Below are 25,711 nucleotides of genomic sequence, written 5' to 3'. Positions count from 1 at the left end.
AGGACTGATCATTTCGGAGCGACGGCCATGTCAGACACACAGATGAAGCGCAGGGCAAGGGGTGGCGGCGGCGCGGCCCGACGCGCCGAACGCACGGCCGTGGTGATCGAGACCGCGAAGTACATCGAACGCAACATCCCGAACTTCGAGATCCTGACTGAGGAAGCACTCGAGATCATCGAGCACAACGCCGAGACGGTGCTGGAGCAGATCGGCGTCAACTTCGTGAACAACCCGGGCGCGCTGCAGCTGTGGCGCGACGCGGGGGCCGATGTCGAGGGCGAGCGCGTCCGCATTCCGCGTGGTCTGGCCCGCAAGCTCTGCTCCACCGCACCCTCCGTCTATACCCAGCATGCTCGCAACCCCGAGAAATCGGTGGTGATCGGCGGCAAGACCCTCGTCTGCGCCCCGGTCTACGGCCCGCCCTTCGTGCGCGACGCCGCAGGTGGCCGCCGCTATGCCACGATGGAAGACTTCCGGAACTTCGTGAAGCTCGGCTACATGTCGAAGTGGCTGCACCACTCGGGCGGGACGGTTTGCGAACCCACAGACATCCCGGTCAACAAGCGCCACCTCGACATGCTGATGGCGCACATGACCCTGTCGGACAAACCCTTCATGGGCTCCGTCACCGAGCCGAGCCGGGCGCAGGATTCGGTCGAGATGTGCGAGGTTCTCTTCGGCAAGGACTTCGTGCAGGAGAACACGGTGATGACCTCGCTCATCAACGTGAACTCGCCGATGACCTTCGACGACGTGATGATGGGCTCGATGGAAGTCTATGCCCGCAACAATCAGGCCTGCATCCTGTCGCCCTTCATCGTGGGTGGCGCGATGGCCCCGGTCTCGGTGGCCGGGACGCTGACGCAGGTTCTGGCCGAGGTGCTGGCCGGCATCGCCTACAACCAACTGGTGCGGGCCGGTGCGCCGGTCATCTTCGGGGCCTTCGTGACCTCGATCGACATGAACTCCGGCGCGCCGACCTTCGGGACGCCCGAGGCCAGCCAGATCCTCTATGGCGCGGGCCAGCTGGCCCGCCGGATGAATCTGCCGTTCCGTTCGGGCGGTGGTCTCTGCGGCTCCAAGCTGCCGGATGCCCAGGCGGCCTACGAGAGCGCGCATACGCTGAACGCCGCGCTGCTGGGCGGGGTGAACTTCATGCTCCACGCCTGCGGCTGGCTCGAAGGCGGTCTGGTGTCCTCCTACGAGAAATTCGTGATGGATGCCGACCAGCTGGGCGTGCTGCACAAGCTGGCGCAGGGCGTCAGCGTGACCGAGGATGATCAGGCGATGGGCGCCATCGCCGAAGTGGGCCCCGGTGGCCACTACCTCGGCTGCGCCCACACGCAGGAGAACTTCAAGACCGCCTTCTGGCGGACCAACGTGCTGGACTACAAGCCGTTCGAGACATGGGAAGAAGAAGGCGCGCGCGACACCCAGTCGCTCGCCTCGATCAAGGTGCGCCAGATGCTCGACACCTACCAGCAGCCCGCGCTCGACCCGGCCATTGCCGAAGCACTGAACGCCTATGTCGCTGAGAAGAAGGCCTCGATGCCCGACGCGTTCATGTGACCTGACGGGCCACGGACCACCGCGTCCGTGGCCCGCCTTTCCCGACCCGGCCGATCGCTGGCCGGTGTGGGCTCCCCGGCAGGCTGATGGGCCTGCAACAGCCGGGCCTCGCCGATCAAGGCGATCAGGACATCCAGGTGCCGGACCAGCGAATAGCCCGCGTCCCTGTCGCGGCGCAGATCGTCCAGACCTTTCTCGATATCGATGAGCCGCATCACCGCCACGGCGGGCCGTGGCAGCGTGCCGTAGCCCAGCAGCCTGCGCAGGTGGCGGTTGCGGCTGTAATCGCGGGCGCCGAACCGGGCGGCCCGGATCAGCAGCCGGGGACGCCTTGTCGCGGCGAGCATTGTGTAGGGATCCTGCATCGGCTCGTCCTCTCCTCGTATGCACGGAAGTGGCGAGATTTATAATCAACCTGTTGCGGTGTTGCGGATGTGGGCGCTTTGGCGTTCGCACGATTAAGCGTTGTTTATTATCGCGTTAGTAACATTCAGCAAATTCTATGTGTTAACGAATGGGTAACCACGACCACCCTAGGTTGTGGTTAACAAGAGGTGAACAAACACCGGGGCAGGGTGGGGCCAGACGCCGGCGGATCGGGGGACTCGAGGGCGCACTATGAGACATGACCCATTCCTGGCGCAGATGCCGGGCTGGGTGCCGGATCCGGCACAGCGTTACCTGTTGCACACGGTCTGCGGGATCGCGATCCGCGACATCGCACGGCGGTCCGGATGCCATGCGTCCACCGTGCTGCGCCAGATCCGCCGGGTCGAGACGCGTCGTGACGATCCCCTGATCGACACGGCCCTGGTCGCGCTGGCGCGCGACGTGGTGCGACAGCCTTCCGAGATCATCCAGGAGCAAAGGACAGATACCGAGATGACAGCACAATCCTCCCAAGCCGCGACCCTACCGGATTGCACCAGCTTCAACCGTGACGCCCTGCGCGTGCTGCGCCGCCTGTGCGAGGCGGGCGCGGTGCTTGCGGTGGCCGAGAACATGGAAAAGGCGGTGGTGGTTCGCGATGACCCTTCGGGGCGGAGCACCCGGACCGCAGTGGTCGAGGCCGAGACGGCGCAGGCGATGTCGCTGAACGGCTGGATCGCCTGCAGCGCGCCGGGCCGGATCAGTCGCTATTATATCACCGCATCGGGGCGCAGCGCGCTGAGCCGCCTGCTGGCCGAAGACGAGAACCGTCAGCGCAGTGCGCGTGAATCCGGGATGGCGGAGGCGCAGGCGCCCTATGACACAGTCGCGGGGCGCTGGGGCGACAAGACGGTGCAGGACCCAGAGACCGAGAGGCCCCGGCGGGTGCGCTACAACATGGCCGAGAGCCCGCTGGTGGCGCTGGCGCGGCGGCGTGACAGGGATGGACGCCCGTTTCTCGAGGACGCGCTGGTGCGCGCCGGGGAGCGTCTGCGGGAGGATTTCGAGCTGGCCCAGATGGGGCCGCGGGTGACGCAGAACTGGGACAAGTTCCTGACCGGCGGCGCGCGGGGCCCGTACCGGCCCGAATCCGGGGTGCTCGACGGCCCCTCCAGCGCGAGGGACCGGGTGGCGCGGGCTCTGTCGGACCTCGGCCCGGGCCTCAGCGATGTCGCGCTGCGATGCTGCTGCTTTCTGGAGGGGTTGGAGACCGCGGAGCGGCGGCTGGGGTGGTCGGCCAGATCGGGAAAGATCGTGCTGCGCATCGCGCTGCAACGGCTGCAGCGCCACTACGAGAGCCCCTCGGCCCCGAGCCGCATGATCGGATAACGAAAAAAGCCGGGCGCAGGGCCCGGCTTTCGCTGTCTTGAGAAGGCTCGCCGGTTATGCGGCTTCGACCTTGGTGTTTTCCTTGAGCCAGGTCAGCAGGGTCTCGGGCGAGGAGACACCATAGGGGTCTTCACCGTGGTTGTCGCACAGGCCCGGCTCTTCGAACCATGCCTCGATCACGCCATCGTTGACGATGGCGGCGTAGCGCCACGAGCGGAGGCCGAAGCCGAGGTTGTCCTTGCGCACCAGCATGCCCATGCGGCGGGTGAACTCGCCCGACCCATCGGGGATGACCTTGACGTTCACGAGGCCCTGGTTCTCGGCCCACTTGTTCATCACGAAGCTGTCGTTGACCGACATGCAGTAGATGTCGTCGACGCCCTGAGCCGCGAAGTCGGCAAAGCCCTTCTCGAAGCCCGGCAGCTGGTAGGTCGAGCAGGTCGGGGTGAAGGCGCCCGGGAGCGAGAACAGGACGACGCGCTTGCCGGCGAAGTAGTCGGCAGTGGTCTTGTCTTCCCAGCGGAACGGGTTCGGACCCTCGATGCTGTCGTCGCGCACACGGGTGTGGAAGGTCACTTCGGGCAGCTTGTAGCCGGTTTTCATGGGGGGTCCTTTCGGTCTCGTTCAGACAATGCCGCAGCGCAATGCTGCATTGCGGCTTTGACTAAGACGATTCCGTCAGAGGCTCAAGCGGGGGGCGCGCATTCCGGGGCGATGGCAGACCGCTATGCATCCAGAGACTGACATTCGGGGTCCGACTGCCCGAAAATGGGGCCGGTCCTGTCAAGAATTTGTGCAGCTTCGGAACCGGACGAAGCGGAGCTTGGTCAGGCGATTTCCTTGGAGACGTGTTTCACCGAGTCGGCGCACATGGCGTAGTGATCGCCGATTGCCTTGATCACCTTTTCCAACTCCTTCTTGTTGGGCGCGGCGGCGATCTCCTTGGCCTGTTTCTTGGCGGCCTCGGCGTAGCTGTCGTGCAGCTTCTTCAGCTTGGCGAGTTCCTTTTCCGCGAGTTTCATCGCGGCTTTGGATTTGCGCGGATCGGTCTTTGCCTGATCCTCGGCCGACTTGCAGAGCTCGGCGATCTTGTTGTCGATGTTCTCGGCCAGCTTGAGGTTCTTCTTCGACACCTTGTCGTCCAGCACCTTGGGGAGTTCGCCCCCGCCGCCGGACTTCTTGGCTTCCTTCTTGAGGATCACCTCGGCCGTCCTGTCCTCCTGCGCGCCGTAGAACAGCTCGGGCGCCTTCAGCTTGCCATAAACGGAAAGCGCCTTTTCGAGTTCCGACAGTTCCTTCTCGGCGGACTTGATCGTGGTGTCGATTTCCTTCTTGTTCGCAGGCGGTTGCTTGGCCTTCTTCACATCCTTGATGACGGCGTCGCAGTCGTGTTTCAGCTCGTCATACTGGTCGCGAGCCTTGGCGTGGAATTCCTTGAGCTTGGCGATGGAGCCCTTGTGATCGGCGAGGGCCTTCTTCCATGCGGTCATCGCCTTGGAGAAGTCGCCGTCCTTCATGAAGTCGGCCAGCTTGGACCCGGTGACCCCATTCGTCTTTGCGGCCTCCACCGCCTCGCGCAGGGCGTCTTCGAGGTCCCATGCCTTTTTCAGGTCGGTGAGGATCTGCTTGCGCAGCTTCTCTCCCTCGGAGACCTTGATGGCTTTCAGCTTGGGCTGCATCTTCTTGAAATCGGTTTGAAACTTTTCCCAGACCTTCGACATGACCGTCTCCTGTTCCTCCGCCTGCCGGGGGTGCGGCTGCTGCTGGCCATGTCTGCCGGGCCAGTCGTTTCGGGCACCCTAGCATGAAACAACGGTGGCCGAGCAAAAGTCTGTGAACTGGGACACACAGGCCCGGGAACCCAGCCTGTGGCCGCGGGTGTCCGGCGCAGGACATACCCGGTTTGCATGGCTGGCTCTTTCCGCGCCGGAGCGTTATGTTACACCTCAACCTGCCGGCCGATCCCGGCTTAGCTCAAAGGTCAAGGACTCGTGCGCGATCTAAAGATTCCCGCCCAGCGCCACCCGGAAAAGGCTCACCGCCCCGACAACGCCCAGCCCAAGAAGCCAGCGTGGATTCGCGTCAAGGCGCCCGGTGGCAAGGGTTATGCCGACACCGCGCGTATCATGCGTGAGAACAAGCTGGTGACCGTCTGCGAGGAAGCGGGCTGTCCCAACGTCGGCGAATGCTGGAGCCAGGGCCACGCGACCATGATGATCATGGGCGAGGTCTGCACCCGCGCCTGCACCTTCTGCAACATCGCCACCGGCAAGCCGCCCGAGGCGCTGGACGCTTTCGAGCCGGGCCGCGTGGCCCATGCGGTCGAAAAGCTGGGGCTGAACCACGTGGTGATCACCTCGGTTGACCGGGACGACATCAAGGACGGCGGCGCGGACCATTTCGCCCAGACCATCCGCGCGATCCGTCACCGCAGCCCCGATACCACCATCGAGATCCTGACCCCGGACTTCATCCGCTGCGATCCCTCGGTGCTGGAAGTGGTGGTGGAGGCGCGCCCGGACGTGTTCAACCACAACCTTGAAACGGTGCCGGGTCTCTACCCGGAGGTGCGCCCCGGCGCCCGCTACTTCCATTCGCTGCGCCTGCTGCAGCGGGTCAAGGAACTGGACCCGTCGATGTTCACCAAGTCCGGCATCATGGTCGGGCTGGGCGAAGACCGGCAGTCGGTCATCCAGGTGATGGAAGACATGCGCGCCGCCGACATCGACTTTTTGACCATCGGCCAGTACCTGCAGCCGACGCCCAAGCACCACGCCGTGGATCGCTTCGTGACACCCGAGGAGTTCGCCTCCTACGAGAAGGCCGCCTATGGCAAGGGGTTCCTGATGGTCTCGGCCACGCCGCTGACCCGCTCGTCCTACCACGCGGGCGACGACTTCGCCCGCCTGCGGGACGCCCGTCAGAAGAAACTGGGCCTGGCCTGAGGAGGATCGCATGGACTACAGCAAATCCGGTGGCTCCAAGGGCCCCAAGGGCGCACCGCGCCACAAGGAACACAACGCGAAAGGGACCGACAAGAACCCCTTTGGCAAGGCAGCGCCCAAGGCCGATCTGATCGCCCGCATGAAGGCGGCCGCGGAAGCCAAGAAGACGGATTGAGACGAGGGCGGCACAGGCCGCCCCGGTCTATCCCAACAAGCTCACTTCGCTTCCGGGACCGCCTTGATGTAGATGGCGATTGCCGCGCGGTCCTCGGGGGTGAGGTGGGCCATGTTCGAGACCACGTCGGCCATCTCTCCGCCCGCGCTGTCGAAGTCCGGGGTGAAACCGGATTCCAGATAATAGGCGATGTCCTCGGCGGTCCAGTCGAGCTTGCCCGGGGCGATGCCGGGGATCTGGCCCTTGCCCGAGGGGTTCGGCGCGCCCTGCAGCCAGCGGGTCTTGTCCAGCCCGCCGAACTGGTTGCGCGGCGTGTGGCATTCGGCGCAGTGCCCCAGCGCTTCGACGAGGTAGCGGCCGCGCTCGATCTCGGGCGTCTGGGCGGGCAGCACCCAATCCTCGGTCAGGTAGAGCCGTTTCCACAGGCCAAGCCCGCGCCGCACGGTGAAGGGAAAGGACAACTCATGCGGCTGGTTGGCGGTGTCGGAGGCGGGCAGCGTGTCCATGAAAGCCTTGAGGTCGGCCACGTCCTGCAGGGTCATATGCGCGTAGGTGGTATAGGGCAGGGCCGGGTAGTAGTGCTCGCCACCGGGCGAAACACCACGGATCAGAGCGTTGGCGAGGTCTTCGGCGCTCCAGTTGCCGATCCCGGCCTCGGAGGGCGAGATGTTCGGCGCGACGAAGGTGCCGAAGGGGCTCTCGATCCGGTAACCGCCCGCCAGCACAAGCCTGTCGTCGCCCTGGGCCCCCGGTGCCGCGTGGCAGGAGGCGCAGCCGCCCGCCCAGAACACCGTTTCGCCGTGCCCCGGATCGGCGGTCAGCCCGGCCATGGCGTCGGTAGGTAGTGTCTCGGGGCGGGAGAGCACCCAGAAGGCGCCTGCGCCGACAACGATCAAGAAGAAGAGGATCCGGAACAGTCTGCGCATGGCTGGGCCCTTGGGTCTGGCGGACATGAAAAGGGCGAAGGCGGTACGACCACCGCCATCGCCCCTGTGTACGACGCAAGATTACTTGCGATAGGCCTTGTGGCAACCGCCACATGCACCGCCGAGCGCGCCCATCGCGCCGCGCAGCCCTTCAAGGCCGCCCCCGGCGGCATCCGCCATGGTGGCCGAGGCTTCGACCAGCGCGGTGCGCTTGGCTGCGAAGTCGTCGCTGTTCTCCCAGATGGCGGGGAGCGCCTCGGTGCTGTCGCCGAGTGTCGCGTTGTCGGTGCCCTCGGCCCAGATGCGCGTCTGGTCCGTCGCGGCCAGCGCGGCGAGGTTCGACGCGGCGGCCCCGGCGGCCTCGGCGTCATACTCGATCTCGCCCTTGGCCATGCCGCCAAGCAGGCCGAGGTTGAAGGCATAGAGGTGCATCAGCGACTGACGCGCTTCGACAACCGGGTTCTTCTTTTCCTCCTGCGCCAGTCCAAGTCCGGCGGACGCAATGACCGACGCGGCTGCAAGGCCCGCGATGAGGGTGGCTTTCAACGTCATTTATCTGGGTCTCCCTGGGTGATCGTCAAAACACGGGCGAGTATACATGGGCCCGGTTACACCTATACTGCGTAATGCTGCATAAGGGGTCCACAATCTTGCACAGCTCCAACTGGGACAATCTGCGCTTTGTGCTGGCGGTGGCCGAGGACGGCTCGGTCAGCGCGGCGGCGCGACGCCTTGGCGTCAACCACGCAACGGTTCTGCGGCGTGTCGCGGCCTTTGAGGAAGAGCAGGGCGGCCCTGTGTTCGAGAAGACGGCGACCGGCTACCGGGTGCTGCCGGATCGCGCAACTGTGATCGACGCGGCGCGCGACGTGGCCAATTCCGTGCTGGTGGTCGAGCGCCTGATGCACGGCGCGCGGGCCCCGTTGCGGGGGGTGGTGCGAGTCGCCTCGACCGATTCCCTCTGCCAGATGGTGCTGCCGCCGCTGATCGCCGAGCTGAACCGCCTTTCGCCCGAATTGCGGGTCGACCTGATGAGTTCGAACGGGCACCTCGATTTCTCCCGGCTTCAGGCGGATATCACCGTGCGTCCGGCCGAGCGGCTGCCCGAGGACATGACCGGCGAGGTCTGCACGCGCTTCTCGTTTCATCCCTATAGCGCCCCGGGCGTCGAGGATCGCTGGCTTGGCCTGACCGGGCCGCTGGCGCGCTCGAACCCGGCGCGCTGGATCACCGCCAATGTCGCGCCCGAGGACATCGTGGCGGGCGCCGACAGCTTTCTTGTCCTGCGCGAAATGGCGCGGGCGGGGATGGGGCTGGCCGTGCTGCCGGGCTATGTGGGCGACGGCTGCCCCGGGCTGGAGCGTCGGGACGGGCTGATGCCCGCCGCCAGCGTGCCGGTCTGGGTGGCGACCTACGGCGCGCTGCGGCAGGTGCCCCGTATCCGCATCGTCTGTGACCGGATCCGGGAGTTCCTCGCGGCGTCCTCGGTGGGAGAGGCGGTTACGACGCCGGTTCGGTAAAGCGGACCTTGCCGATGAAGGGCAGGTTCCGGTTCCGCTGGGCGTAGTCGATGCCATAGCCGACGACAAAGGCGTCGGGGATCTCGAAGCCGATCCAGTCGGCCCGGAATTCGACCTCGCGGCGGCTGGGTTTGTCGAGCAGGGCGATGGTTTTCAGGCGGGCGGGCTTGCGGCTGCGCAGCAGGTTGGTCACGTGGCTGAGGGTGTAGCCGGTATCGACGATATCCTCGACGACCAGCACGTCGCGCCCTTCGATGGCGTTGCGGAGGTCTTTCAGGATGCGCACCTCGCGGCTGCTCTCGGTGCTGTTGCCGTAGGAGGAGGCTTCGAGGAAGTCGACCTCGATGGGCAGGTCGAGCTCGCGCACGAGGTCCGCGATGAAGACGAAACTGCCGCGAAGCAGGCCGACGACAACCAGTTTCTCGGTATCCGAGAACTCGGAGACGATCTCGCGGCAGAGCGCCTCGATCCGCGCGGCGATTGCCTTGGCCGAGATCATCTCGTCAATCACGTAGGGTTTGTCAGCCATCCTGTTCCTCTGATCTTTCCATCTGATTTCGCAGGATTTCCTGCGTTCCCCCGGGCGGTGCAACCCTGCCGTGCATGCTATCGCAAGTTACCTCGAAATGACCACAAATTCGCTATTCTGCGCTGCAGAAATGCCATCTTTGGCCCGGAGGAGAGAATTCACCTAAAACCTGAAGGAACTCAATATGTCACTCATTTCCGCCCTTGGCGGATCCTACTGGTACCAGGGCTCGAACTCGGGCTCCAGTTCCAGCTCGGCAGCCAGCGACAACGCCAACTCCTCGAACGCGGCGCAGGCTGACGAAAGCTCGCAAGAGACCATCGCCGAAACCTCCAGCAGCTCCGAAACGTCGAACGATGGCGCGTCGTCGTCCGGTCAGGACACCGGCGCGGAGACCTCGGCGTCCGAAGGATCGGGCAATTCGGGCGCGGCGTCGGGCAGTGTCGCGGATGCGGTCGCTGACTCGTCTTCCGAGACCGGCCCAGTGGATGCCGGGGGTAGCGCGGCAGGGGCCGGAGCGTCGGGCTTTGTCCGTGCGTCGCAGGCTGACAGCGGCGCGCCGAGCACGGCCTCGTCGGCCAACCGGTCGCGCGACTTTGCCGTTGCCGAGAACAACCGCTACCTCTCGCAGCTGGTGCTGAGCCAGGTCGGCGAGGACTCGAGCGTTTCCGTCTCCGGCAGCTCGGCGCAGCGTATCCTCAGCGCAGGAACCTCGGCTGGCTCGTCCAAGCTGGACGTCGCCGCCTGATCCGGGTGGCCTGTTCGAATGGGGGCCGGGTCTGTCCCGGCCCCTGTTCCACCCGGGAGCGTCCCGGTATCCCACTCGATTCAAAGGGCTTTTCGGGACGTCGGTTTAGATGAGCCGGTGTGGAGCCCATGCTCGGGGCCTTTTGCCACGATTTTGCCGCAATTTGTTTTCCGGCTCTCCCGGCGATAACCACATAACATTCTGTAAAATATCAGAATAATTCGATTTCCGACCGGTATGTCGCAGTGCCGCAGTTTTGACACCGAGCGGTTAAACTGCTGATAAATTGCCATTTTTCTGTGGGACAAAAGGTCATACAGGCATCTCAGGACGCGCATATGACAGTGCTCCCGCTCGCAACGGGTATCGTGGACCCGAACCTAGACAAGCTGACCAACCCCGCGCCGATCGAGACCGGGGACGGGGAAGGCCCTGACGCGGTCGCGGCCACCGGCGATGCCGGCGGGGGAGAAGGGGCTGGCGTGGCCACGGACGGCAACCCGGACAGCGGGGCCTATCAGCGCGACCGAGAGGATCAGGGCCAGCAGCAGGAACAGCTCTCCTACGAGCACTACCGCGCGGTCTGGCAGGACTTTGACCTCAGCGACACCTTTGGCGAACGGTTCATGGTGATGAAATACGCGGTATCTCCCGAGGATCTCGTGCCGGACTGGAAACGGCTGGAAGCCGAGGCGCGCGCGACCGAGGGGCAGGACGGGCCGTTCGACGAGGCCAGCAAGCCCTGGCCGGGTGTCGATATCCGCACGTGATCGTGAACGGGCGGGCCTGAACCGCCTCCGAATGCGCCGCCCCGGGGCGGAGAGGCGCGGATCCGGGCATCCGCGCCTTGATCTTTCGGGACAAAGATAGGAGAGACGCGGGTGCGGACCGAAACACCAGCCAGCCCGAGTTCATGCCGACCCACTCCGAAACCCGCCACCTGCCTTACGCTCCCCAGCAGATGTACGACCTCGTCGCCGATGTCGCGCGCTATCCCGAGTTCCTGCCGTGGTGTGCCGCCGCGCGGATTCGCCGTCGCTATGCCGAGGGCGCGTCCGAGGTGATGGAGGCCGACCTGGTGATCAGCTTCAAGGTCTTCCGCGAGAAGTTCGGGAGCCGCGTCACCCTCTGGCCGGCAGACCGCAAGATCGACACCGAGTACCTGGACGGGCCGTTCAAGTATCTCAAGTCGCAGTGGAGCTTTACCGAGGCAGAAGGTGGCTGCGCGGTCTCCTTCTACGTGGATTTCGAGTTCAAGAACGCGATCCTGCAGAAGGTGATCGGCCTTGTCTTCAACGAGGCGATGCAGCGGATCGTGCGCGCCTTCGAGAACCGCGCGGCGGAACTCTACGGCGCGTCCTGAGCCTCTAGCGCCTGAACCAGCAGGGTGAGGGCATGGTCGCGCGCCACTTCGCGCACCTGGCTGCGGCCGAGGGCCCCGAACTCCACCGTTTCCGTCAGCGTCTCGCGCCCCGCAGCGGCCAGTCCGAAACAGACGCGTCCCTCGGGCTTGAACTCGGATCCGCCGGGACCGGCGATGCCGGTGATGGAGACGGCCAGTTGCGCGGCCGAGTGGGCAAGCGCGCCCTCGGCCATTTCCCGGGCCACGTCCTCTGACACCGCGCCGACTGCCTCGAGCGTTGTCGCGCGGACGCCCAGCATGTCCTGCTTGGCCGCGTTCGAATAGGTCACGAACCCACGGTCCACCACGTCGGAGGAGCCGGAAATGTCGGTCAGCGCCGCGGCGACCATGCCGCCGGTGCAGCTTTCGGCGGTGGCGATGCGCAGGCCGAGGGCGCGGGCGCGGTCGAGGAGGGCGGGGACGTTCACCATCCCATCACACCATGCCAGACCCCTGCCATGACCATCACGCCGAGCGCGGCGAAGATACCTGCGATGACGTCATCCAGCATGACCCCGAGCGGGTCTTCGCGCCGGTCTGCCCAGCCCACGGGGCCGGGTTTCCAGATGTCGAACAGGCGGAACAGGACAAAGGCCGCGATCCAGCCGGGCCAGAGGCGGGTGATCTCGATCCCCATGTTCCAGGCCGGGTAGGACAGCGCCATCAGCGCGATCATCTGGCCGACGACCTCGTCCACCACGACCTCGGAGGGATCGTGGCTGGTGCTGCCCTCGGTGATCACAGTGGTCGCCCAGACCCCGAGGATGAAGATGGCCGCCGCCGCCGTCAGGACGAGGGGAAAGCCGCCAACCACGTGCAGGAGCCAGGTGAGGGGCAGGGCGGCCAGCGATCCCCAGGTGCCGGGGGCGGGGCGGAGGTAGCCGATTCCGGCGACGGTTCCGATGGCGCGGGCTAGGTTCATGCCGCCACCAGCGTCGCGGTGGCCATCGCCGCGATCCCCTCGCCACGGCCGGTGAAGCCGAGCCGTTCGGACGTTGTCGCCTTGACCGAGACCTGGTCGGCGTCGAGCCCCATGATCTCGGCCATTGCGGCGCGCATTGCGGCCGCGTGGGGCCCGATCTTGGGTTCCTCGCAGATCAGGGTGCAGTCGACGTTGCCGATCCGCCAGCCCATCTCGGTGGCGAGGGCGACGGCGTGGCGCAGGAAGATACCGCTGGCCGCGCCTTTCCACTGCGGGTCGCTCGGCGGGAAGTGCTGGCCGATATCGCCGCGTGCCAGCGCGCCATAGATCGCGTCGGTGACCGCGTGCATTCCGACGTCGGCGTCGGAGTGTCCCTGCAGGCCGCGCCCGTAGGGGACCGCGACACCGCAAAGCGTCACGTGGTCTCCCTCGCCGAAGCGGTGCACGTCAAACCCGTTTCCCAGCCTTACTGACATTCGTCCTCCCAGCAGTCGTTCGGCCCGGGCGAAATCGCCAGGGCGCGTTACCTTCAGATTGTCCGGATCGCCCTCGACGATCCGGACCGCCATGCCCGCGGCTCGGGCGACCTCGACGTCGTCGGCGGCGCCACCCGGATGGGCGGCATGCGCCGCGCGGATGGCCGCGTAGTGAAACCCCTGCGGGGTCTGCGCCGCATAGAGACCGGAGCGGTCGCGGGTGCCGGTCACATCGCCGCCGTCGCCGGTCCAGAGCGCATCGGTCACGGCGAGGGCGGGCGCCGCACCGGGAGCGCTGTCGAGCGCGTCCACGATGCGGGCGATCAGATCGGGGTGCACGCAGGGGCGGGCGCCGTCATGGATCAGAACACGGTCAGGCGTTGCTCCGGCCAGCGCATTCAGACCCCGGCGGACGGAGGATGAGCGGTCGCTGCCACCTTCGGCGAGGATCAGGCCGGCCGAGGCGAAGCGGCTGGCTGCGTCGGTGTCGCCCGCGGGCAGCACGACCGCGATTGGTCCGATGCCGGGGGCATTCCGGAAGGCTGCGATGGTGTGGTCGAGCAGGGGGCGGCCAGCGATGGTGCGCCATTGCTTGGCCAGTCCGCCCCCGGCGCGTTCGCCGCGTCCGGCGGCCACGATCAGAGCGGCGGTGATCATGGAAGGTTCATGCCCTGCGAAGTTTCGGATTACGGTGCCCCGGGCGCCTTTGCGGACCCTGTCTAAGGGGAGACGCGGTATGACGCAATCGCCCACGCCGGTGTGCCTAATTTTTGGGCATGTGGTTCAAACCTGCGCGCGTTCACGGCCCGGTTCATTGTGCGGTTGCAGCGATTTCGATAGAACCGCCTCAGATGCACAAGGTTTAGGCATTTGACCGTCCGACTCGATGAGAAAACACTGACGCCTCCCGTGTTTCTGGCGCCCATGGCCGGAATCACGGATCGCCCCTTTCGCGATCTCGTGATGGGGTTCGGGGCCGGACTCGTGGTGAGCGAGATGGTGGCAAGCCAGGAAATGGTCCAGGCCCGCCCCGGTACGCGTGAGCGCGCCGAACTGAGTGCCGATGTGGAGAACACGGCGGTTCAGCTGGCCGGGCGCGAGGCGCACTGGATGGCCGAGGCCGCGCGCCAGGTCGCGGATCGCGGTGCGCGGATCATTGATATCAACATGGGCTGCCCCGCGAAGAAGGTGACCAACGGCTATTCCGGTTCGGCGCTGATGAAGACGCCCGACCACGCGCTTCGGCTGATCGAAGCGGTGGTGGAGGCGGTTGACGTGCCGGTCACGCTCAAGACCCGGCTGGGCTGGGACGACGACTTGCTGAATGCCCCGGACATCGCCCGCCGCGCCGAATCCGCCGGGGTCCGCATGGTCACCATCCACGGGCGCACCCGCTGCCAGTTCTACAAGGGCCGGGCCGACTGGGCCGCCATCCGCGCAGTGCGCGATGCGGTCTCGGTCCCGGTGATCGCCAATGGCGATATCGTCGACGCGGGAACGGCGCAGAGCGCGCTGGATCAGTCCGGCGCCGATGGCGTGATGGTCGGACGCGGTGCACAGGGTCGCCCCTGGCAACTGGCGGCGATCGCCCATGCGATCTGGGACGCACCGGCACCCGAGGTTCCAGAGGGCGACGATCTTGTCGACATGGTTTCAAGACATTACGAGGCAATGCTCAGCTTTTACGGAAACGATCTGGGCCTGCGCGTGGCCCGCAAGCACCTGGGCTGGTACATGGACGAGGCCGGGACCGGCGCCGAGTTGCGCCGCGCTGTCCTGACCCGCAAGGACGCAGCCGAGGTGCTGCGCCTGTTGCCCGAGGCGCTGGCCCAAACCCGGCAGGTTGCAGCATGAGCAACGACGATTGCGCCATCTGGGCCTCGCTCCCCGTTCCGGCCTTCCTGATCGACGAGAACGACAACATCACCGATGTGAACTCCGCCGGTGAAGGCTTTCTCAACAGCTCGACCAAGACTGTTTCGGGGCATCCCGTCTGGGAACAGATCAGCGTCGATACCCCGATCGAGGAAGCCTTTCTGAAGGCGCGCCAGAACAGCACGCCGCTGTTCGTGAACGATGTCGATGTGGGTTCGGTCAACCGCGCGCCGCTGCAGTGCACCATGCAGATTGCGCCGCTGGCCGGACGCGAGGGGCACATGATCCTGCTGATCACCCCGCGCGAACTGGCCGGGCGGATGACCCAGAGCCATTCGGTGAAATCGGCGGCGCAATCCGCCATCGGCATGGCCGAGATGCTTGCCCATGAGATCAAGAACCCGCTGGCCGGGATCACCGGCGCGGCGCAACTGCTGTCGATGAACCTCTCTGCCGACGATCTGGAATTGACCGATCTGATCGTGGCCGAGAGCCGGCGGATCGTGAAGCTGCTGGAACAGGTCGAGCAGTTCGGCAATCTCAGCCCGCCCGACAAGAAGGCGGTGAACATTCACGACGTGTTGGACCGCGCGCGCCGGTCCGCGCTGCTGGGCTTTGGCGCCCACATGAAGATCATCGAGGATTACGATCCCTCGCTGCCGCTGGCCTACGGTGACCCGGACCAGTTGTTGCAGGTGGTTCTGAACCTTCTCAAGAACGCCTCGGAAGCTGCTGATCCCAAAGGCGGAACCATTCGCATCCACTCGTACTTCGAGCATTCCTTCCGCCTGCGCCGCAGCGATGGCACCGGCCAGTCGTTGCCGCTGCAGGTCGAGATCATCGACGATGGTCCGGGCCTGCCGGAGAAGATCAAGGATGACATCTTCGATCCCTTCGTGTCCGGGCGCGAGAACGGCACCGGCCTCGGGCTGGCGCTGGTCTCGAAGATCATCTCGGACCACGACGGCTGGATCTCCGTGACCTCGGTCCCCGGCCGCACCGTCTTTCGCCTGTCCCTGCCGCGAGTCCCCCGCGCGGCAAAACCCAAGGAGTAACGATAATGGATGGCACTGTTCTCGTCGCCGACGACGATCGCACGATCCGTACGGTCCTGACCCAGGCGCTGACCCGCGCCGGGTGCAAGGTGCACGCCACGAGCTCGCTGACCACGCTGATGCGCTGGGTCGGCGAAGGAAAGGGCGACGTCGTGATCTCCGACGTGATGATGCCCGATGGAAACGGGCTCGAGATGCTGCCGAAGATCAGCCAGGACCGTCCGGGCCTGCCGGTCATCGTGATCTCTGCCCAGAACACCATCATGACCGCGATCCAGGCAGCGGAGGCGGAAGCCTACGACTACCTGCCGAAGCCCTTCGACCTTCCCGACCTGATGAAGCGGACCGCGCGTGCGCTGGAGCTCAAGCGGCACACCCCGTCGGAAAAGCGCGAGGAGGTGAACGAGCGCCCCGACGACCTGCCGCTGGTGGGCCGGACGCAGGTGATGCAATCGCTCTACCGCCTCGTGGCGCGGGTCATGAATACCGACCTGCCGGTGCTGATCTCGGGTGAAAGCGGGACCGGCAAGTCGTTGATTGCACGCGCGATTCATGACTTCTCGGACCGTCGTACGCTGCCTTTCGTGACAGTCACCGCCGCCGATCTGCGCGACCTCGAAGGCCCGGCGCGGGTGCTGGCCCGGGTCAAGGGCGGGACCGTTCTGATCGACGAGATTGCGGACATCGACGACGAGATTCAGGCCCGCATCGTGCGGATGATGGATGCGCCCGGCGATCACGTGCCGCGCTTTATGGCGACCAGCCAGAACAACCTGACCTCGGCGATGGAGGCGGGCCGCGTGCGGCAAGACCTCTACTATCGTCTGAGCGGGGCGACGATCCACGTTCCTGCGCTGCGGGAGCGGGTCGACGACGTGCCGCTGCTGGCCCAGCACTTTCTGGCCCGCGCGGAGCGGGAGGGCGCGCCCAAGCGCTGGCTCTCGGAAGAGGCCGAAGAACTGTTCCGCGCCTACAGTTGGCCGGGCAACGTGCGTCAGCTGGAAAACGCGATTCGTCGCCTTGTGCTGACCAGCCGGGCCGACGAGATCACCCGGGTCGAGGTCGAGCAGGTGCTTGGCAGCCAGCCCGAAATGGAGCCCGTGCTGGGTGGTGGCGACGGCGAGAAGCTGGCGGCTTCGGTCCAGCGTCACCTGCGCCGCTACTTCGATCTGCACGGCAATATGCTTCCTCCGCCGGGCCTTTACGCCCGGATCCTCAGGGAGGTCGAAGCGCCGCTGATCGAGATCGCACTCGAGGCAACCGGCGGGAATCAGGCTAAATGTGCCGATCTGCTCGGGATCAACCGCAATACCCTGCGAAAGAAAATTTCTGACCTCGATATTCAGGTGACACGGCGCCGCAAGTTGATGTAAAATCGCCACAGAAGCGTGGCGGACCGGTTTCACACTGTACGTGACAACCGGTCCGACCACGACATTTGGCGGTAAGCCGCAAAAGCGGCACATCAAGGTGAGGGCAGCGGGTGGTATCCCGGTCACAAAACCGACCCTTCCAGGCGTTCAATCGTTGGCGCCGGACGCGTCGCGCTCAGAACATGGCCACGCTCGGGCTGGTGGTTCTCGGACCCGTGCTTGCGCTGGCGACGTTCCTTGCGCTTGGCGTGTTCGACCGCGGTCCGTCGAATCTCGGGCTGCGATTCATCCTGCTGGCCGACCTCGTCTATGTGCTGGTCGTCGCCGCACTGGTGCTGGGCCAACTGGCCCGGATCATCGCTGCGCGAAGAGCCAAGTCAGCCGGGTCGCGGCTGCATTTGCGCCTGATCGGCGTCTTCGCGCTGATCGCGCTGTTGCCGACCGTGCTCGTCGCGATCTTTGCCGGGCTCACCGTGAACATCGGCCTCGAAGGCTGGTTCTCGGACCGGGTCAGCCGCGTGGTGGGCTCGTCGCTGGCAGCGGCCGAGGCCTACGAGTACGAACAGCGCGCGGACCTCGAGGAGGACGCCAAGGCGCTGGCCGGGTTCCTTGACGACGGGCACCGCGCGAACCTCTTCATCAACGACGCCGAACTGCGGCAGGCGCTAGGTCAGACCCAATCGCAGATCCAGCGCGGGCTGCGCGAATCCTACATCATCGACGGTACCGGTGAATTGCGGGCGCGCGGCGAGCGCTCGTATCTTTTTGACTTCGAGCGCCCCACGCCCGAACAGATCGCCGAGGCGCGCGACACGGGCTTTGCGGTGATTCAGGACTGGGATTACAACGAGTTCCGCGCCCTCGTGCCGCTGGAAACCTATGTTGACCGGTTCCTCTATGTCAGCCGCGAGGTGGACGGCGAGATCCTGAACCTGCTGGACGAGACCCAGGAAACTACGCGGCTGTATCAGCAGCTCGAGAAGGAACGGGGCCGCGTCGTCTTTGAATTCGCGCTGCTCTACCTCGGCTTTGCCGTGATCCTGATCCTCGCCGCGGTGTGGCTCGGCCTTTGGTTCGCCGAGCGGCTTTCGAACCCCGTCGGGCGGCTGATCATGGCGGCGCAGCGCGTTGGCGCAGGCGACCTCGACGTGCAGGTGCCCGAGCAGGGCAGCGAGGACGAGATCGGCATGATGGGCCGTTACTTCAACCAGATGACGCGTCAGTTGAAGGGGCAGCGCGAGACGCTGCTCGACAACACGCGCCAGATCGAGCGGCGGCGGCGCCTGTTCGATTCCGTGCTCTCGTCGGTAACCTCGGGGGTCGTCGGGCTCGACCCGCAGGGGCGCGTGACCTTCGTCAACCGCTCGGCCGAGCGGCTGCTGGACTGGTCGGGCGACGAGCAGAGCCTGGCGCTGGCGGTCGCGATCCCTGAATTCGGTCCGCTCTACCAGACGCTGCGCAGCCAGGGCAGCGAGGTGGTTCAGGGTGAGGTGAAGGTCACCCGCAACTCGACCATGGAGACCCTGCTGGTGCGGATGGCCACGCGGCGCAACGAGGATGGGTCGCTGGATGGTTACGTGGTGGCCTTTGACGACGTGTCGGACCTTGTGAGTGCCCAGAGGATGGCGGCCTGGGGTGACGTGGCCCGCCGCATTGCCCACGAGATCAAGAACCCGCTGACGCCGATTCAGCTCTCGGCAGAGCGCATCAAGCGCAAGTTCGCACCGATGGTCGGCGACGACAGCGACCGGCTGGAGTCGATGACCGATGTCATCATCCGCCAGACCGGCGATCTGCGGCGGATCGTCGACGAGTTCTCGAAATTCGCGCGGATGCCCGAGCCGGACCGCCAGCCCGAGAACCTCGTCACTCTGGTGCGCGACGCCACCCTGTTGCAGCAGTCGGGTCAGCCCGAGGTGCACTTTGCCATCGACCTGCCCGATGCGCCGATGACCGCCGATGTGGACGCGACCATGTTGAGCCAGGCGCTGACCAACCTGATAAAGAACGCGGGCGAGGCGATCCAGACGCTGAAGGAGAAGGGCGCGCCGGACAACCTGCGCCCCGAGATCCGCATCCGGCTGCGGCGGGACAACAACGAATTCGAGATTACCATTGCAGATAACGGCGTTGGTCTGCCGGAGGACAGGGCCCGTCTGTTCGAGCCCTATGTGACCACCCGGGACGAGGGAACCGGCCTTGGCCTGCCCATCGTCAAGAAGATCATCGAAGAACACGGCGGCAGTCTCAGCCTCCAGGACGCGCCGGTCTTTGAAGGACAAGAGCATTTCGGTGCGATGGCCGTGATACGGTTGTCGGCCGGCCCGGTAGCGGGCGAATTCACCCAGGACGCGCCGAAGAAGTCGGCGGGCAAAACAAAAGAAGAAGCAGGATCGACATGAGTGATATTCTAATCGTGGACGATGAGCGCGACATTCGCGAACTGGTCTCTGACATTCTGGAAGACGAGGGCTTTGCCACCCGTCTCGCAGGCAATTCCGACGAATGCATGAATGCCATCAACGCCGAACCCCCGGCGTTGCTGATCCTCGACATCTGGCTGAAGGACAGCCGAATGGACGGGATCGATATCCTCAAGACGGTGAAACGGGACAACCCGGATGTGCCGGTGGTGATCATCTCGGGCCACGGCAACATCGAGATCGCGGTGGCCGCCATCAAGCAGGGCGCCTACGACTTCATCGAGAAACCATTCAACATTGACCAGCTTATGGTGGTGATCCGCCGCGCGATGGAAACCTCGCGCCTGCGCCGCGAGAACGCCTCGCTGAAGCGCCGGGAAGTCACCAGCGCCGACATGATCGGGCAGAGCGCGGCCTTCCGCGCCCTCGTGGGGCAACTCGACAAGGTTACCAAGTCCAACGGTCGGGTGATGCTGACCGGCCCGGCTGGTTCGGGTAAGGAGATTGCCGCACGCTACATTCACGCCCATTCCAACCGCGCGGGCGGCCCCTTTGTCACGGTGAACTGCGCCGGGGTGGAGCCGGAGCGGATGGAAGAGGTGCTGTTCGGGCGGGAAACGCCCGAGCGTGGCATCGAATCCGGTCTGCTGGAAGAAGCGCATGGCGGGGTGATCTACTTTGACGAGGTCGCCGACATGCCGATCGGCACCCAGTCCAAGATCCTCCGGGTGCTGGTCGACCAGCAGTTCCAGCGGGTCGGCGGTTCGGACAAGGTGCGGGTGGATTTGCGGGTGATCTCCTCGACCAACCGCGACCTCGAGGCCGAGATCGCCGCCGAGCGGTTCCGGCAGGAGCTCTATCACCGGCTGAACGTGGTTCCGATCTGCGTGCCCTCGCTGGAGGAACGGCGCGAGGACATCCCCGTGCTGGCCGAGCATTTCATCTCGCAGTGCAATGCGGCCCAGGGCCTGCCGATCCGCGAACTCTCGGACGAGGCGGTCGCGCTGATGCAGACGATGACCTGGCCGGGCAACGTGCGCCAGCTGAAGAACCTCGTGGAGCGGGTGCTGATCCTTGGCGAGGGCACCGGTCCGATCGAGGCGCGCGAACTGCCGAGCGAGGAAGAAAAGGGCGGGCAGGAGGGCCGTGTTGTCCTGTCTGGCGCGCTGGCGACCCTGCCGCTGCGCGAGGCGCGGGAAGCATTCGAGCGCGAATACCTGCTGACCCAGATCAACCGGTTCGGCGGCAACATCAGCCGCACCGCCGCCTTTGTCGGGATGGAGCGCAGCGCCCTGCACCGCAAGCTCAAGTCGCTGGGCGTGGTGACCTCGACCAAGTCGGGCACCCGCATCGCCCACGTGGACGAGGACGCAGTGGAAGCCGCCGAGTGACGGTGCGACGGCCCGGGGCCGTCGCGGGAGACAGTATTCAAGAGTGCCAAGCCGTTCCGTGTTACGGCTTGGACAGAATGGTCCTGATCAGTCCTTCTGGCCGATCATCGTCACGCGGCCCTTCCTGAGGTAGACGCGCGCGCGTTTCGGAACATCCCCCTCCGGTGGCTGGTGGGTTACCCGATAGCCGAACTCGGTCAGATAGAGTTCGAGGGCTGCGGCGGACGGGACCGAGGACAGGACATGAGAGCGGCTCTCGTCCCAGATCATCGCGTCCTGTTGGGTGCGTTCCATTTCGAGCAGGACGTAGGGCTTTTCCACGTTTCGCAAAACCTTGCTGTCGACGATGAGGGATTTGATCCCCAGTTTGGACAGTTTGGAAATCAGCTCGTATTGGCGCGCCGTGTGATAGAGAAATCCAAGGACCAATGCGGTATCTATTGAATTCGGTTCGATCTCGTCGAGCTTTTCAAAGACGTCGCCGGTCAGGAAACGATAGCTACCCGGTTCAGCATTGTAGAAGGCAAAGGTGTCTTCGGCATGTTTGACAAGGTGGTCCCTTGCCTCGATGCCGACAACCGATGTGGCGCCGGCGCCCCGCAGGGCGGCAAATGAAAAGCGACCGTCATGTGACGCGATGTCCAGAACGCGCTTGTTTTCAATCAGTTCCCTGTTGCGTTCGATGACGTGTCTGAACCTGAAATCCAGTCTTTCGAGATCTGACGCAACTGTACTCGTTGTATTGAATCTTTCGTGGTCTGTAAAAAATCCCATCACGTCCTCCCTAGATGGTGTCGAAACCTTAGGAGAGGAACTGAGTCGCGACCAGCGGCTTGGATTGGACAGGCGGAACCGAGCGGATGGGATTAACCGGGGCCAATTGGCGAACTATCGAAACGCAAATTAGTTAGGGGCAAAACCCGGTGCGAGGCGAACGGGTTTTCGCTGATATTCAGTTTTCTTCTGAAGGGCTTGGGGCCAAGATCATGGCCCCAACTTAGGCGCTCTAGCCCCCGCTGGCCGGGGTCACGATCTGCCACTGGCCGCTCTGGTAGGGGATGATGCAGCTCGACTGCGTGAGGTTCGGCATCACTGTGGTCTGCACGGCGGGCGCGGATTGCTTCACGCCTTCGGAACAGCGCTGGATGTTGACCTGCTGGTAGCCGCGGGCCGCCATGCACTGCTGGGTGACCTTGTCGCGCAGGGGCTTGTTGGTGTCGACGGTGTAGATGTTGCCCGGATCCCAGTAACCGGGGCGGTAATAGCAGTTTCCGCCCGGGCGGCAGATCCGGGGGCCGGGGTAGTAGACCGGCGGGCTGCGCCGGATCTCGTTGGCCACCGGCGCATCCTTGAGCGCCGCGACCTGGCAGTTCGTGGTGTCGGTGTCCAGACGCGAGACGCTGGCGCCGGGTTTGTAGTACATCGACACGGGCCCGCAGGAGGCGAGCACGCCGCACATGAGGGCAATCTTGAACGTGGTTTTCATGGGCGCATCCTGCCGCATGGCGGGGCGGGTGACAATTGAATTGACCGTGTCGGGAGCATCTGCCATTCAAAAGGCTCGGCACGCACGGCCAGAAAACGAGCCAGAGAGCATAAGAGCATGAAGGTCATCATTTGTGGTGCGGGGCAGGTCGGCTGGCAGATTGCGCGTCACCTGTCGGGCGAGATGAACGATGTGACCGTCGTCGACAGCAATCCCGACCTCGTACGCCGCGCCACCGATACGCTGGACGTTCAGGGCATCGCCGGATTTGCCAGTTATCCCGACGTGTTGGAACGCGCAGGCGCCCGCGACGCGGACATGATCATCGCTGCCACCCACTCTGACGAGGTCAACATGGTGACCTGCCAGGTGGCGCATTCCGTCTTCTCGATCAACCGCAAGATCGCCCGCCTGCGAGCCCAGTCCTACCTGACGGCGATCTACTCGGATCTCTACCGCCGCGATCACCTGCCCATCGACGTGGTGATCAGCCCCGAGCGCGAGGTTGCCGCCGCCGCCATGCGCCGCCTCTCGGCGCCGGCCGCCTTCGATACCGAGACCTTCATGGACGGCAAGGCGCAGCTTCTGGGGATCACAATCCAGCACGACTGCCCCATCATCAACACGCCGCTGCGCCAGCTGACCGACCTGTTCTCGACCCTGCGGTCCATCGTGGTCGGGATCCGGCGCGAGGGAACGCTGTTTGCGCCAGAGCCGAACGACCAGCTTTTCGTCGGCGACCATTGCTATGTCTTCGCCCACGTGGATGACGTGAACCGCACGCTCGAGGTGTTCGGCAAGAGCCAGAAGACGCAGGAGCGTCTGGTGCTGGTTGGTGGCGGCAACGTCGGGCTGACCGTGGCGCGCGCGCTGGAGGAACGCCACGGGCGCACCCGGACCAAGGTGATCGAACGCAGCCGCGCTATCGCCGAACGCGCCGCCGAGGCGCTGGAGCGGACCATCGTGCTGCACGGTGACGGGCTCGACAGCGCGCTGCTGAACGAGGCGGGGATCTCGCGGGCCGACGCCATGCTGGCAGTGACCGACGATGACAAGACCAACATGCTGGCCGCCGTCCGCGCCAAGGCCGAGGGCTGCCCCTATGCCATCGCGCTGATCAACGATCCGACGCTGGTGCCGCTGATGGAGCCGCTGGGGATCGACGCCTACATCAACCCGCGTGCGACCACCGTGAGTTCGATCCTGCGCCACATCCGGCATGGCCGCGTGCGGCAGGTCTATTCGATCGGCGATGCCGAGGCCGAGGTGATCGAGGCCGAAGTGATGTCGACCTCGCCCATGGCGGGACAGACCATGCGCGACATTGATTTCCCCGAAGGCGTGCTGATTGGCGCCGTGATGAAGAACGGCGAGGTCAAGCGCCCGGTCGGCACCTTGCGGATCGAGGCGGGAGACGTGATCGCGCTCTTCGCCATGGCCGACGACGTGCCCGAGGTCGAGAGACTGTTGCAGGTCTCGATCGACTTCTTCTGATCCATGCGTCGGCAGGAAACACCGGGCCTGCTGATGCGGTTGCCGCTCTTCCTCCTGATCTGGGGGGTGATGTCGCTGGCGATGTACATCCCGGCGAGCCACGCGGTGGTGATGGATGACCACCCGGCGTCGCGGGCGTTCTTCTACACCGGTACCCTCGGGCTGATCACGGTCACGCTGATCGCGCTGGCCATCGGCGGGCGGCCATCGACCCACGGGCCGATCAGCCTGCTGCTGTCGCTGCTGGCGACCTTTGCGGTTCTGCCTGCCTTTCTGGCGCTGCCGTTCCACGACACGCTGAAGACCACCAGTTTTCTCAACTCCTACTTCGACATGGTCAGCGCCATCACCACGACCGGCGCCGACATGTTCCGGAACGAGCCGGGGCGGCTGGTCTCGTCGCTGCATCTCTGGCGCGCCGAGGTCGGCTGGCTGGGCGGCCTGCTGATGTGGGTTGCGGCTTCGGCCATCCTCGCGCCGCTGTCGCTGGGCGGGTTCGAGGTGACGGCGCAGGGCGAGCCGGGGCAGGGTACGCTGAACCGCCGTGACATCCTGCGCGCCGATCCGGGGCGGCGACTGGAACGGGCGGTGGTCGCCCTCGTGCCGATCTACGTCGGGCTGACGGCGGCGGTCTGGGTGCTGCTGCTGATGGCGGGAGAGGATTCGCTGGTCGCGCTCTGCCACGCGATGTCGGTCATGGCGACGTCGGGCATTTCGCCGGTGGGTGGCCTGCAGGGCGCCCATGCCGGGGTGGTGGGCGAGATCATCCTGTTCCTCTTCATGTTCTTCGCACTCTCCCGCCTGACCTTCTCCAGCGACACGGTGCTGCGCGGGCACGGCCAGCTCGACCGCGACCCGGAGTTCCGCATCGGCATCCTGCTGGTGGTGATTCTCCCGCTGCTGCTGTTCCTGCGGCACTGGCTGGCTGCCTACGAGATCGACGCGGCCGAGAACACGGCCTCGGCGCTGGCCTCGTTCTGGGGGGCGATGTTCACGGTGATGAGCTATCTCACCACGACCGGGTTCGAGAGTGCGGACTGGGCCGGGGCGCAGCAGTGGTCGGGGCTTGGCACCTCGGGGCTGATCCTGATGGGGCTGGCCCTGATGGGCGGCGGGGTGGCCACCACCGCAGGCGGGGTCAAGCTGTTGCGGGTCTATGCGCTCTACCTCAACGGCCTGCGCGAGATGCAGCGGCTGGTACATCCCTCATCTGTCAGCGGTGCGATGGGCGGCAACAAGCGGATCCAGAAGGACGGCGCCTTTATCGCCTGGGTGTTCTTCATGCTCTTCGCGCTCTCCTTTTCGGTGATTCAGGTGGTCCTCGCCGGGCTTGGCGTGCCGTTCGATCAGGCGCTGGTGCTGTCCATCGCCACGCTCTCGACCACGGGGCCGCTGATTCAGAGCGCGGCCGAGAGCCCGATCCACCTGGCCGAGCTGGGGGATGCGGCCAAGGGCGTGCTCTGCGCCGCCATGATCCTTGGGCGGCTGGAAACGCTGGCCATCGTGGCGCTGTTCACCCCCGATCTCTGGCGGCGTTGAACACGGTCCGGAAACGGTGAATTAAGAGGCTGATTTTTTAGGGTGGAATCTCCCCACGCCAAGCCTCATACTTAAGGGGAGGGGCGCGTTGGTACGCGGCGC

General features: G+C 65.2%; 26 protein-coding genes. 15 read left to right on the top strand and 11 right to left on the bottom strand.

The features are described from left to right. The first annotated feature begins 27 nt into the window (after positions 1–27). Positions 28–1,572, top strand: coding sequence for a trimethylamine methyltransferase family protein (locus DDT93_RS05095; protein ID WP_109464686.1), 1,545 nt, complete (start codon positions 28–30; stop codon positions 1,570–1,572). Here the strand turns inward: DDT93_RS05095 and DDT93_RS05090 are convergent. Beyond that, positions 1,527–1,937 carry a DUF6477 family protein gene (locus DDT93_RS05090; protein WP_109464685.1) on the bottom strand — a complete coding sequence of 137 codons (411 nt, stop codon included), beginning with the start codon at positions 1,935–1,937 and terminating at the stop codon, positions 1,527–1,529. The genes DDT93_RS05095 and DDT93_RS05090 overlap by 46 nt on opposite strands. Positions 1,938–2,190: 253 nt before the next feature. Between DDT93_RS05090 and DDT93_RS05085 the strand changes: the two genes are divergently transcribed. After that, positions 2,191–3,330 (top strand): DUF6456 domain-containing protein, encoded by a 1,140-nt coding sequence (locus DDT93_RS05085; protein WP_109464684.1) that lies wholly within the window; start codon positions 2,191–2,193, stop codon positions 3,328–3,330. Between the two features lie 54 nt (positions 3,331–3,384). Here the strand turns inward: DDT93_RS05085 and DDT93_RS05080 are convergent, their stop codons facing one another. Together DDT93_RS05080 and DDT93_RS05075 are read right to left on the bottom strand one after the other, a co-directional pair. Further along, positions 3,385–3,933, bottom strand: a complete 549-nt coding sequence (locus tag DDT93_RS05080; protein ID WP_109464683.1) for a peroxiredoxin — start codon at positions 3,931–3,933, stop codon at positions 3,385–3,387. A gap of 224 nt (positions 3,934–4,157) precedes the next feature. Then, a complete protein-coding gene (locus DDT93_RS05075; protein WP_109464682.1) occupies positions 4,158–5,051 on the bottom strand; it encodes a hypothetical protein in 894 nt (297 codons plus the stop codon). A gap of 270 nt (positions 5,052–5,321) precedes the next feature. On the opposite strand from DDT93_RS05075, the gene lipA reads away from it, so the two are divergent. Then, positions 5,322–6,275 (top strand): lipoyl synthase, encoded by a 954-nt coding sequence (gene lipA / locus DDT93_RS05070; RefSeq protein WP_109464681.1) that lies wholly within the window; start codon positions 5,322–5,324, stop codon positions 6,273–6,275. A 10-nt stretch (positions 6,276–6,285) separates the two neighbouring features. After that, entirely contained in the window at positions 6,286–6,450 is a 165-nt protein-coding gene (locus DDT93_RS26710; protein WP_198654765.1) for a hypothetical protein, read from the top strand. A gap of 41 nt (positions 6,451–6,491) precedes the next feature. Here DDT93_RS26710 and DDT93_RS05065 read toward each other — a convergent pair whose 3' ends face one another. Together DDT93_RS05065 and DDT93_RS05060 are read right to left on the bottom strand one after the other, a co-directional pair. After that, the gene (locus DDT93_RS05065; RefSeq protein WP_109464680.1) at positions 6,492–7,376 is read right to left on the bottom strand and encodes a cytochrome c; all 885 of its coding nucleotides are present in this window, start codon (positions 7,374–7,376) and stop codon (positions 6,492–6,494) included. Between the two features lie 81 nt (positions 7,377–7,457). Continuing rightward, positions 7,458–7,928 carry a c-type cytochrome gene (locus tag DDT93_RS05060; protein WP_109464679.1) on the bottom strand — a complete coding sequence of 157 codons (471 nt, stop codon included), beginning with the start codon at positions 7,926–7,928 and terminating at the stop codon, positions 7,458–7,460. Between the two features lie 98 nt (positions 7,929–8,026). On the opposite strand from DDT93_RS05060, the gene DDT93_RS05055 reads away from it, so the two are divergent. Continuing rightward, complete coding sequence (locus DDT93_RS05055; protein WP_198654764.1) at positions 8,027–8,896, top strand: LysR family transcriptional regulator; 870 nt, start codon at positions 8,027–8,029, stop codon at positions 8,894–8,896. Here DDT93_RS05055 and hpt read toward each other — a convergent pair. Then, entirely contained in the window at positions 8,877–9,425 is a 549-nt protein-coding gene (gene hpt / locus DDT93_RS05050) for a hypoxanthine phosphoribosyltransferase (RefSeq protein WP_109464677.1), read from the bottom strand. The genes DDT93_RS05055 and hpt overlap by 20 nt on opposite strands. A 184-nt stretch (positions 9,426–9,609) precedes the next feature. On the opposite strand from hpt, the gene DDT93_RS05045 reads away from it, so the two are divergent. The 3 genes from DDT93_RS05045 to DDT93_RS05035 all read left to right on the top strand — a co-directional run bounded on the left by DDT93_RS05045 (position 9,610) and on the right by DDT93_RS05035 (position 11,536). Next, the gene (locus DDT93_RS05045) at positions 9,610–10,173 is read left to right on the top strand and encodes a hypothetical protein (protein ID WP_109464676.1); all 564 of its coding nucleotides are present in this window, start codon (positions 9,610–9,612) and stop codon (positions 10,171–10,173) included. 338 nt (positions 10,174–10,511) lie between these two features. After that, positions 10,512–10,943, top strand: a complete 432-nt coding sequence (locus tag DDT93_RS05040; RefSeq protein WP_109464675.1) for a hypothetical protein — start codon at positions 10,512–10,514, stop codon at positions 10,941–10,943. 143 nt (positions 10,944–11,086) lie between these two features. After that, positions 11,087–11,536 carry a type II toxin-antitoxin system RatA family toxin gene (locus tag DDT93_RS05035; RefSeq protein ID WP_109464674.1) on the top strand — a complete coding sequence of 150 codons (450 nt, stop codon included), beginning with the start codon at positions 11,087–11,089 and terminating at the stop codon, positions 11,534–11,536. Here DDT93_RS05035 and DDT93_RS05030 read toward each other — a convergent pair. The 3 genes from DDT93_RS05030 to DDT93_RS05020 are packed head-to-tail and all read right to left on the bottom strand — an operon-like array spanning position 11,521 to position 13,630. Continuing rightward, positions 11,521–12,003, bottom strand: coding sequence for a CinA family protein (locus tag DDT93_RS05030; protein ID WP_109464765.1), 483 nt, complete (start codon positions 12,001–12,003; stop codon positions 11,521–11,523). The genes DDT93_RS05035 and DDT93_RS05030 overlap by 16 nt on opposite strands. Next, positions 12,000–12,497 carry a phosphatidylglycerophosphatase A family protein gene (locus tag DDT93_RS05025; protein WP_109464673.1) on the bottom strand — a complete coding sequence of 166 codons (498 nt, stop codon included), beginning with the start codon at positions 12,495–12,497 and terminating at the stop codon, positions 12,000–12,002. Before DDT93_RS05025 ends, DDT93_RS05030 begins: the two co-directional genes overlap by 4 nt. After that, positions 12,494–13,630, bottom strand: a complete 1,137-nt coding sequence (locus DDT93_RS05020) for a bifunctional 2-C-methyl-D-erythritol 4-phosphate cytidylyltransferase/2-C-methyl-D-erythritol 2,4-cyclodiphosphate synthase (RefSeq protein ID WP_109464672.1) — start codon at positions 13,628–13,630, stop codon at positions 12,494–12,496. The genes DDT93_RS05025 and DDT93_RS05020 overlap by 4 nt, the downstream gene beginning before the upstream one ends. Positions 13,631–13,897: 267 nt before the next feature. Here DDT93_RS05020 and dusB point away from each other — a divergent pair, with 267 nt between their 5' ends. The 5 genes from dusB (at position 13,898) to ntrX (ending at position 21,090) form a co-directional block, all read left to right on the top strand. Then, a complete protein-coding gene (gene dusB / locus DDT93_RS05015) occupies positions 13,898–14,827 on the top strand; it encodes a tRNA dihydrouridine synthase DusB (RefSeq protein ID WP_232825369.1) in 930 nt (309 codons plus the stop codon). Continuing rightward, positions 14,824–15,903, top strand: a complete 1,080-nt coding sequence (locus tag DDT93_RS05010) for a two-component system sensor histidine kinase NtrB (protein WP_109464670.1) — start codon at positions 14,824–14,826, stop codon at positions 15,901–15,903. Before dusB ends, DDT93_RS05010 begins: the two co-directional genes overlap by 4 nt. A gap of 5 nt (positions 15,904–15,908) precedes the next feature. Then, positions 15,909–17,276, top strand: a complete 1,368-nt coding sequence (locus DDT93_RS05005) for a response regulator (RefSeq protein ID WP_109464669.1) — start codon at positions 15,909–15,911, stop codon at positions 17,274–17,276. Positions 17,277–17,458: 182 nt separating this feature from the next. Continuing rightward, positions 17,459–19,678, top strand: coding sequence for a sensor histidine kinase NtrY-like (locus tag DDT93_RS05000; protein ID WP_109464668.1), 2,220 nt, complete (start codon positions 17,459–17,461; stop codon positions 19,676–19,678). Further along, positions 19,675–21,090, top strand: coding sequence for a nitrogen assimilation response regulator NtrX (gene ntrX / locus DDT93_RS04995; protein WP_109464667.1), 1,416 nt, complete (start codon positions 19,675–19,677; stop codon positions 21,088–21,090). Before DDT93_RS05000 ends, ntrX begins: the two co-directional genes overlap by 4 nt. Before the next feature lie 87 nt (positions 21,091–21,177). Here ntrX and DDT93_RS04990 read toward each other — a convergent pair whose 3' ends face one another. Then, complete coding sequence (locus DDT93_RS04990; protein WP_109464666.1) at positions 21,178–21,864, bottom strand: class I SAM-dependent methyltransferase; 687 nt, start codon at positions 21,862–21,864, stop codon at positions 21,178–21,180. Positions 21,865–22,096: 232 nt separating this feature from the next. Next, on the bottom strand, positions 22,097–22,576 hold the full coding sequence (locus tag DDT93_RS04985; RefSeq protein WP_109464665.1) for a hypothetical protein: 480 nt from the start codon (positions 22,574–22,576) through the stop codon (positions 22,097–22,099). Positions 22,577–22,693: 117 nt separating this feature from the next. Between DDT93_RS04985 and trkA the strand changes: the two genes are divergently transcribed. Then, positions 22,694–24,070, top strand: coding sequence for a Trk system potassium transporter TrkA (trkA, locus tag DDT93_RS04980; protein WP_109464664.1), 1,377 nt, complete (start codon positions 22,694–22,696; stop codon positions 24,068–24,070). A gap of 3 nt (positions 24,071–24,073) precedes the next feature. Continuing rightward, complete coding sequence (locus DDT93_RS04975; protein ID WP_109464663.1) at positions 24,074–25,609, top strand: TrkH family potassium uptake protein; 1,536 nt, start codon at positions 24,074–24,076, stop codon at positions 25,607–25,609. Positions 25,610–25,711: the final 102 nt, after the last annotated feature.

It is taken from the genome of Albibacillus kandeliae (assembly GCF_003116585.1).
Classification (GTDB): Bacteria; Pseudomonadota; Alphaproteobacteria; order Rhodobacterales; family Rhodobacteraceae; genus Albibacillus; species Albibacillus kandeliae.
Note: the sequence above shows the minus strand (reverse complement) of the source record. Positions and strands in the feature narration are given on the sequence as shown.

Coding starts and splice junctions, on each gene's coding strand:
- hpt (WP_109464677.1), bottom strand. CDS start 9,425: ATGGCTGACAAACCCTACGTGATTGACGAGATGATCTCGGCCAAGGCA.
- DDT93_RS04990 (WP_109464666.1), bottom strand. CDS start 21,864: ATGGGATTTTTTACAGACCACGAAAGATTCAATACAACGAGTACAGTT.
- trkA (WP_109464664.1), top strand. CDS start 22,694: ATGAAGGTCATCATTTGTGGTGCGGGGCAGGTCGGCTGGCAGATTGCG.
- DDT93_RS04985 (WP_109464665.1), bottom strand. CDS start 22,576: ATGAAAACCACGTTCAAGATTGCCCTCATGTGCGGCGTGCTCGCCTCC.
- DDT93_RS05010 (WP_109464670.1), top strand. CDS start 14,824: ATGAGCAACGACGATTGCGCCATCTGGGCCTCGCTCCCCGTTCCGGCC.
- DDT93_RS05090 (WP_109464685.1), bottom strand. CDS start 1,937: ATGCAGGATCCCTACACAATGCTCGCCGCGACAAGGCGTCCCCGGCTG.
- DDT93_RS05080 (WP_109464683.1), bottom strand. CDS start 3,933: ATGAAAACCGGCTACAAGCTGCCCGAAGTGACCTTCCACACCCGTGTG.
- dusB (WP_232825369.1), top strand. CDS start 13,898: ATGGCCGGAATCACGGATCGCCCCTTTCGCGATCTCGTGATGGGGTTC.
- DDT93_RS04975 (WP_109464663.1), top strand. CDS start 24,074: ATGCGTCGGCAGGAAACACCGGGCCTGCTGATGCGGTTGCCGCTCTTC.
- DDT93_RS05060 (WP_109464679.1), bottom strand. CDS start 7,928: ATGACGTTGAAAGCCACCCTCATCGCGGGCCTTGCAGCCGCGTCGGTC.
- DDT93_RS05065 (WP_109464680.1), bottom strand. CDS start 7,376: ATGCGCAGACTGTTCCGGATCCTCTTCTTCTTGATCGTTGTCGGCGCA.
- DDT93_RS05005 (WP_109464669.1), top strand. CDS start 15,909: ATGGATGGCACTGTTCTCGTCGCCGACGACGATCGCACGATCCGTACG.
- DDT93_RS05040 (WP_109464675.1), top strand. CDS start 10,512: ATGACAGTGCTCCCGCTCGCAACGGGTATCGTGGACCCGAACCTAGAC.
- DDT93_RS05020 (WP_109464672.1), bottom strand. CDS start 13,630: ATGATCACCGCCGCTCTGATCGTGGCCGCCGGACGCGGCGAACGCGCC.
- DDT93_RS05000 (WP_109464668.1), top strand. CDS start 17,459: ATGGCCACGCTCGGGCTGGTGGTTCTCGGACCCGTGCTTGCGCTGGCG.
- DDT93_RS05045 (WP_109464676.1), top strand. CDS start 9,610: ATGTCACTCATTTCCGCCCTTGGCGGATCCTACTGGTACCAGGGCTCG.
- DDT93_RS05095 (WP_109464686.1), top strand. CDS start 28: ATGTCAGACACACAGATGAAGCGCAGGGCAAGGGGTGGCGGCGGCGCG.
- DDT93_RS05035 (WP_109464674.1), top strand. CDS start 11,087: ATGCCGACCCACTCCGAAACCCGCCACCTGCCTTACGCTCCCCAGCAG.
- ntrX (WP_109464667.1), top strand. CDS start 19,675: ATGAGTGATATTCTAATCGTGGACGATGAGCGCGACATTCGCGAACTG.
- DDT93_RS05075 (WP_109464682.1), bottom strand. CDS start 5,051: ATGTCGAAGGTCTGGGAAAAGTTTCAAACCGATTTCAAGAAGATGCAG.
- DDT93_RS26710 (WP_198654765.1), top strand. CDS start 6,286: ATGGACTACAGCAAATCCGGTGGCTCCAAGGGCCCCAAGGGCGCACCG.
- DDT93_RS05025 (WP_109464673.1), bottom strand. CDS start 12,497: ATGAACCTAGCCCGCGCCATCGGAACCGTCGCCGGAATCGGCTACCTC.
- DDT93_RS05085 (WP_109464684.1), top strand. CDS start 2,191: ATGAGACATGACCCATTCCTGGCGCAGATGCCGGGCTGGGTGCCGGAT.